The organism is Streptomyces sp. NPDC000151 (assembly GCF_040301705.1).
In the GTDB taxonomy this organism is placed as follows: domain Bacteria; phylum Actinomycetota; class Actinomycetes; order Streptomycetales; family Streptomycetaceae; genus Streptomyces.
On sequence record NZ_JBEPFC010000093.1, the window covers coordinates 21,270 to 28,383 of the forward strand.

Annotated in this window: 7 protein-coding genes; 6 read left to right on the plus strand and 1 reads right to left on the minus strand. The window is 70.4% G+C overall.

From position 1 onward, the window contains the following. Positions 1-97 precede the first annotated feature (97 nt). The 5 genes from ABT381_RS23625 (at position 98) to ABT381_RS23645 (ending at position 5,630) form a co-directional block, all read left to right on the plus strand. Positions 98-853, plus strand: a complete 756-nt coding sequence (locus ABT381_RS23625) for a single-stranded DNA-binding protein (protein WP_351597749.1) — start codon at positions 98-100, stop codon at positions 851-853. 270 nt (positions 854-1,123) lie between these two features. Then, the gene (locus ABT381_RS23630) at positions 1,124-2,521 is read left to right on the plus strand and encodes a Cys-Gln thioester bond-forming surface protein (protein ID WP_351597752.1); all 1,398 of its coding nucleotides are present in this window, start codon (positions 1,124-1,126) and stop codon (positions 2,519-2,521) included. Positions 2,522-2,804: 283 nt separating this feature from the next. Beyond that, the gene (gene ettA, locus ABT381_RS23635) at positions 2,805-4,469 is read left to right on the plus strand and encodes an energy-dependent translational throttle protein EttA (RefSeq protein ID WP_351597755.1); all 1,665 of its coding nucleotides are present in this window, start codon (positions 2,805-2,807) and stop codon (positions 4,467-4,469) included. Between the two features lie 10 nt (positions 4,470-4,479). Continuing rightward, a complete protein-coding gene (locus ABT381_RS23640) occupies positions 4,480-4,923 on the plus strand; it encodes an acyl-CoA thioesterase (protein WP_351597757.1) in 444 nt (147 codons plus the stop codon). Further along, a complete protein-coding gene (locus tag ABT381_RS23645; protein WP_351597759.1) occupies positions 4,920-5,630 on the plus strand; it encodes a DUF8010 domain-containing protein in 711 nt (236 codons plus the stop codon). The genes ABT381_RS23640 and ABT381_RS23645 overlap by 4 nt, the downstream gene beginning before the upstream one ends. A 77-nt stretch (positions 5,631-5,707) precedes the next feature. On the opposite strand, the gene ABT381_RS23650 is transcribed toward ABT381_RS23645, so the two are convergent. Continuing rightward, entirely contained in the window at positions 5,708-6,112 is a 405-nt protein-coding gene (locus tag ABT381_RS23650; protein WP_351597762.1) for a globin, read from the minus strand. A gap of 74 nt (positions 6,113-6,186) precedes the next feature. Between ABT381_RS23650 and ABT381_RS23655 the strand changes: the two genes are divergently transcribed. Beyond that, the coding region (locus ABT381_RS23655; protein WP_351597765.1) for a methyltransferase domain-containing protein at positions 6,187-7,114 on the plus strand (928 nt) is incomplete at its 3' end.

Here is a 7,114-nt window from a genome sequence, read left to right on the forward strand (position 1 = left end):
CTCGTGCAGCATGAGTTCCAGACGCGGTCGGGGACGGGATCGACGACCGGGCCGACGGAGACCAAGAAGAGGAAGAGTAGGAACGGGGGAGAAGACGATGACCGACACGATGGTGACGCTGACGGGGAACGCGGCGACGGCGGTGGAGCACCGCTATACAAAGGACGGCGCGGCAGCGGCGAGGTTCCGGATGGCCTGCACGCCACGCCGCTTCGACAGGGAGCAGGGCCGCTGGACGGACGGCGCCACGAGTTTCTACACCGTGCGGGCGTGGCGCGCACTCGCGGACAACCTCGCCGCCTCGGTGGCGGTCGGCGAACCGCTGGTCGTACGAGGGAGGTTGACGGTACGCGAGGGGGAGCACCCGCCGGAGCGCGGCGGCGGCCGGTGGTTCGCGGCCGAGGTCGATGCCGTGACGATCGGACACGACCTGACCCGCGGGACCGCCGCCTTCCGCCGCGCCGCACGAGCCCGTACGGACGCGCTGCCACAGTCCGCCCCGGGGCAGGCCGGCTCGCCACAGCCGGCCCCGGACGACGCGGCGGCCACCACATCGCTCTGGACGACCGCCCCGCCCGGCACCGGGCCGTCCGCGACCGAGCGGGCCGATTCTTCCGCCGGTACTGCCAGTACCGCCGGTACCGCCGGAACGGGCGGAGCGGGCGGAACGGTCGGACCCAGTGAGTCCGACCGAACTCGCGATCCGCTAGCGGAAACTGGCGATTTCACGAGCGGAACTCAGTGCTCCGGCACCGAAAGTGGCGATTCCGCGCCCGGGATTGCCGCCCACACGAACGGAATTGAGGGTTCCATGGCCGGAAGTGATTCGTCGGAGAAGGTGCCAGTGTCCTGAATTGCCCCCGGGGATTTGTCGATAATCCCAGGTCAGCAGGGCTTCCTTCGGTAACGATTGCGATTCGGATCGCTTGTCCGATGGCCTGACCGGGGACGCTGTTGCGCCCGCTCTCTAGGATCCACGAGTACTCACGGGGGCCGATCAGCACGAGTACTCACGGGGGCTGATCGTTCCGTTCGGCGATCGTTCCGTTCGGCTGTTGAGTTCTTGCGTTCTTTCCGGCGGGGCCACTTCCCAATCGACCTGCCCCGCCCAGAGGGGAAATTCATGATTTCTGTGAAGAGGCGCGGTGCGGCCCGCCTTGCCGCCACGGTCCTGGCCTCGGGCCTGGTCGCGGCGGGTGCGATAGCCACCGCGGGGCCCGCGGCCGCGGATGACGCGCCCCCGGCACACAGCGGTGCGTCCGCCACGCTCGGCGGCCTGAAGACGTTCGACCAGGCGGTCATTCACGAGCACGGCCGGGACAAGGGGGTGGGTGCCGGGCTCTTCGAGATGACCGTCGACGACGGCGGCACGCTCCAGACGTACTGCATCGACATCAACAACCCGACGCAGCAGCAGGCCAAGTACCAGGAAGTGCCCTGGAGCCAGTCCTCACTGCACAACAACAACGACGCCGGCAAGATCCGCTGGATCCTGCAGCACTCGTACCCGCAGGTGAACGACCTGGCCGCGCTCGCGAGCAAGGCCGATTCCGGGGCGCTCACCGAGAAGACCGCGGCGGCCGGTACGCAGGTCGCGATCTGGCGCTTCTCCGACCACGCCGACGTCGACGCGGTCGACCCCGCGGCGGAGAAGCTGGCGGACTACCTCGAGAAGAGTGCGCAGGATCTCGCGGAGCCGACGGCGTCCCTGACGCTCGACTCGCCCGTGGTCTCCGGCAAGGCCGGCAGCCGCATCGGGCCGGTCACGGTCCATACGAACGCCCAGACCACGACGGTCGCCCCGGCGGCGGACGCCCCGTCCGGCGTCAAGATCGTCGACAAGGCCGGCAAGCCGGTCACCAGCGCGCCCGACGGCACGCAGCTGTTCTTCGACGTGCCGGCCGGTGCGGAGGACGGTTCCAGCTCGCTGACCGTGCAGGCGTCGACGACCGTCCCGGTCGGCCGCGCCTTCGCCTCCGAGACGCGCAGCCAGACGCAGATACTCGCGGGCTCCAGCGAGTCCACGGTCTCCGCGGTGGCCACGGCCTCCTGGGCGAAGCAGGGTGCGCTTCCGGCGGTCACCGCCGAGAAGGACTGCGCCAAGGGTGGTGTCGATGTCACCGTCAGCAACAAGGGTGACGAGGCGTTCGGCTTCCAGCTGTCCGGCAAGGACCACGAGGTCGCGCCCGGCAAGTCCGAGACGGTGACCGTGCCGGTCGCCGAGGACCAGTCGTACAAGATCACGGTGAAGGGTGCGGGCGGCTTCTCGAAGACGTTCTCCGGCGTCCTGGACTGCAAGACCGCCGGCAGCGGTGGCGGCAGCAGCCCGTCCCCGGCCCCGTCCGCGCACCCGAGCCCGGCCTCGGCCGGTGGCACGGGCGGCGACTCGGCCGGTGACCTGGCCGAGACCGGTTCCAGCAGCGCCACGCCGATGATCGCGGGTGCCGCGGTCGTGCTGGTCGTGATCGGTGGTGCGGCGGTGTTCTTCCTCCGCAAGAAGAAGGCTGGTGTGACGCAGTAAGTAAGGCAGTAAGTACGGCGGGAGCGAGCAGTACCCGCAGTGCGAGCAGCAGTACAAGCAGTGCGAGCAGTACGAGCGGTAAGAGATAGACCGACGGTCCCGGAGTGCGTCGTGCGCCCGGGGCCGTCGTCGTCCGCGGATCGGCGGCCGCACCCCGACTCACCGTGCCCGCGCCCTCACTACCGGTGGCTCTCGGGGGTTACCCGTTTCCTTCCGGGGACGGGCGTACGGCAAGATGGGTAGTACTGCCCACTTCCAGATCCAGACTGCCGGACGGTTTCTCTTGGCTGAGTTCATTTACACCATGCGCAAGGCGCGCAAGGCGCACGGCGACAAGGTGATCCTCGACGACGTCACCCTGAGCATGTATCCCGGCGCGAAGATCGGTGTCGTGGGCCCCAACGGAGCCGGTAAGTCCACGGTTCTGAAGATCATGGCCGGGCTGGAGCAGCCGTCCAACGGTGATGCGTTCATCTCGCCGGGTTACAGCGTCGGCATGCTCCAGCAGGAGCCGCCGCTGGACGAGTCCAAGACGGTCCTGGAGAACGTCCAGGACGGCGCCCGCGAGGTCATCGACAAGCTCAAGCGCTTCAACGAGGTCGCTGAGCTGATGGCGACCGACTACTCGGACGCGCTCCTCGAGGAGATGGGCAAGCTCCAGGAGGACCTCGACCACGCCAACGCATGGGACCTGGACACGCAGCTGGAGCAGGCCATGGACGCGCTGGGCTGCCCGCCCGGCGACTGGGGTGTCACCAAGCTCTCCGGTGGTGAGAAGCGCCGCGTCGCGCTCTGCAAGCTCCTCCTGGAGGCCCCCGACCTGCTGCTCCTCGACGAGCCCACCAACCACCTGGACGCCGAGTCCGTGCAGTGGCTGGAGCAGCACCTGGCGCAGTACGCCGGCACCGTCGTCGCCGTCACCCACGACCGGTACTTCCTCGACAACGTGGCCGAGTGGATTCTGGAGCTGGACCGCGGCCGCGCCCACCCGTACGAGGGCAACTACTCGACCTACCTCGACAAGAAGGCCGCCCGCCTCAAGGTCGAGGGGCAGAAGGACGCCAAGCGTGCGAAGCGTCTGAAGGAAGAGCTGGAGTGGGTCCGCTCCAACGCCAAGGGCCGGCAGGCCAAGTCCAAGTCCCGGCTGAGCCGGTACGAGGAGATGGCGGCCGAGGCGGAGAAGACCCGGAAGCTGGACTTCGAGGAGATCCAGATCCCGCCGGGCCCGCGCCTGGGCAACATCGTCGTCGAGGTCGAGAACCTCTCGAAGGCGTTCGGCGAGAAGGTCCTGATCGACGACCTGTCGTTCAGCCTGCCCCGTAACGGCATCGTGGGCGTCATCGGCCCGAACGGTGCCGGCAAGACCACGCTGTTCAAGATGATCCAGGGCCTGGAGTCCGCCGACTCCGGTTCGATCAAGGTCGGCGACACGGTCAAGATCTCGTACGTGGACCAGAACCGCGCCAACATCGACCCCAAGAAGACCCTGTGGGCCGTCGTGTCGGACGAGCTGGACTACATCAACGTGGGCCAGGTCGAGATGCCGTCCCGCGCGTACGTCTCCGCGTTCGGCTTCAAGGGCCCGGACCAGCAGAAGCCGGCCGGCGTGCTCTCCGGTGGTGAGCGCAACCGCCTGAACCTCGCGCTGACCCTGAAGCAGGGCGGCAACCTGCTCCTCCTCGACGAGCCGACCAACGACCTCGACGTCGAGACCCTGTCCTCGCTGGAGAACGCGCTGCTGGAGTTCCCGGGCTGCGCCGTGGTGGTCTCCCACGACCGCTGGTTCCTGGACCGCGTCGCCACGCACATCCTGGCGTACGAGGGCGAGTCCAAGTGGTTCTGGTTCGAGGGCAACTTCGACTCGTACGAGAAGAACAAGGTCGAGCGGCTCGGTGCCGACGCCGCCCGCCCGCACCGCGCCACCTACAAGAAGCTCACCCGAGGCTGAGGCTGATCGCGTGCGACACGTCTACTCCTGCCCGCTGCGCTGGGCGGACATGGATGCGTTCGGCCACGTCAACAACGTGGTCTTCCTGCGCTACCTCGAAGAGGCGCGCATCGACTTCATGTTCCGGCTGGCGCCGGGGGACGGCAGCCCGTCGTTCTCCGGCGGGTCCGTCGTGGCCCGCCACGAGATCGACTACGTCCGCCCGCTGGTCCACCGGCACGCGCCGGTGACCATCGAGTCCTGGGTGACCCGTATCACCGCAGCGTCCCTGACGATCGAGTACGAGATCAAGGACGAGGACACGCTGTACGTGCGCGCCTCGACCGTCGTGGTGCCCTACGACCTCGAAGCGGGCCGCCCGCGGCGCATCACGGCCGAGGAGAAGGCGTTCCTGCAGGAGTACCGGGACGACGCCGACAGCGCGGGCGAGCAGACGGAGGCCGTCGCCGCATGACGGTCCTGCGCCTCGCCGACGACGGGGAGGCGGCGGACCTCGCCGCCTTCCTGTCCCGGCTGCTGCATTACGACCGCGCGGCGGCGGTGCGCCTCCAGGCGGCCCCGGCCGGCGGTGCCGAGGACGGCGGCGTGCTCGCCGTCTTCGGCCGGCCGCCGTCCTTCGAGGTACTGGCCATCCGTACGGCACGCCTCGCCGAGCCGGTACGGCTGGACGTGACCGTCTCGGCCGGCGAGCTGCTCGACGGCATCGACGAGGCGGCCGGCACGCTCACCGTCCCCGCCGCGGTCACCGGCCCGCCCTGGGCCGGAATGCTGCCGCCGCAGAGCGGCTGGCGCCGGGTGCCGGGGCTGCCCGCGCCCGACGCGCTGGGCCGGATGCTCGCGGTCTCGGTCGCCGAGTTCCGGGCCCGCGACGGCGCGCTGCCGCCGGAGCAGCGGACCCGGGCGGAGCGGGACCGGATCGGCCGGGAGATCTGGTCGCGCACGGTCGGCGACACGCACCTCCCGCTGCGCGCCGTGCACGCCGCGCAGTCCCTGGGCTTCCTGCGCCCGGTACGCACCCCGGTCGGGGCCACGGGCGCCGGTCCGCTCCCCGAGCCGTACACGCTGCTCGCGGCGGGCGGCTGGCTCCGGCTGCGGACGCCGCACGGCTCGGTCGCCGTCCGCACGGGCGGCCTCCAGGGGCTGTCGGTCACGCCGGCCTGATCGGCGACGTCATACGTGAGGAGGGCGGGCGGTCCTGGGACCGCCCGCCCTCCTCACGTATGCGGGATCGCCGCCTGTCAGCCCTCGCTGTTGACCATCGAAGCGGCCGCGTACGTCAGGTAGTTCCACAGCTGCGTCTCGTGTTCGGGCGCCAGCTCCAGGGAGTCCACGGCGTCCCGCATGTGCCGCAGCCAGGCGTCGTGCGCCGCGCGGTCGACCGTGAAGGGGGCGTGCCGCATCCGCAGCCGGGGGTGGCCGCGGCCCTCGCTGTACGTCCGGGGACCGCCCCAGTACTGCATGAGGAACAGCGCGAGGCGCTCCTCGGCCGGGCCGAGGTCCTCCTCCGGGTACATGGGCCGCAGCAGCGGGTCCTCCGCGACGCCCTGGTAGAAGCGGTGCACCAGACGCCGGAAGGTCTCCTCGCCACCGACCTGCTCGTAGAAGGTCTGCTCCTGAAGCGTGCCGCGCGGAATTTCGTTCACGCTTCCATGGTCTCAGACGTACCGGCCGAGTACGCGAGACGTAGGTCCTCACGGTCTTGACGCACAGTGGAGATATGAGCGGGAGCGGTACGGAATCAGGGAGCGATCCGTACGCCGTCGAGGCCGCGGTGGCCCGGGCCGGGCTGGTACGGCTGATCACGATGGGCGGCGGGCTGACGGACCCGCGCTGGCGGGCGGCGTTCGCCGAGGTGCCCCGGCATCTGTTCGTGCCGGCGTACTACGTGGGCGTGAGCGGCGGGTACGAGCGGCGCTCGGCGGACCACCCCGACCCGGAGCGCCGGACGGAGTGGCTGCGCGGGGCGTACGCCGACAGCGCGCTGGCCACGCATGTGCGCCATGGGGAGCTGGTCTCCTCCAGCAGCCAGCCGTCCCTGATGGCGGACATGCTGGACGCGCTGCGCATCGAGGACGGTGACGAGGTACTGGAGATCGGCGCGGGCACGGGCTACAACGCGGCGCTGCTCTCGCACCGGCTCGGGGAGGAGCGGGTCACCACGGTCGACCTGGAAGAGGAGATCACCGGGCCGGCGCGGGAGCATCTGGCGGCGGCCGGGTACCGGCCCCTGGTGGTCACCGGGGACGGCGCGCTGGGCTGCCCGGAGCGGGCGCCGTTCGACCGGATCATGGCGACCTGCCAGCTGCCGTCCGTGCCGTCGGCGTGGGTGGCGCAGTGCAGGACCGGCGGGCTGATCCTCACACCGCTGGCCACGGGGCTGGTGCTGCTGCGGGTGACCGGTGAGGGGCACGCGGAGGGACGGTTCCTGTCCACCCCGGCGTACTTCGTACGGCTGCGCAGCGCGGCACCCGAGGACCGGCCCGGTGGTGAAGCGGCGGATGAGGAGCGCGCCGAGACGTGGGCCGCCACCGCGGCGCTGCCGCGCGAGGCGCTGCGCGACGAGCGGTTCCACTTCCTGCGCACGCTGAGCGCCGGGGCGCTGGACCCGCGCGGCGCGTACGAGCTGTGGCGCGCGGAGCGGCGGA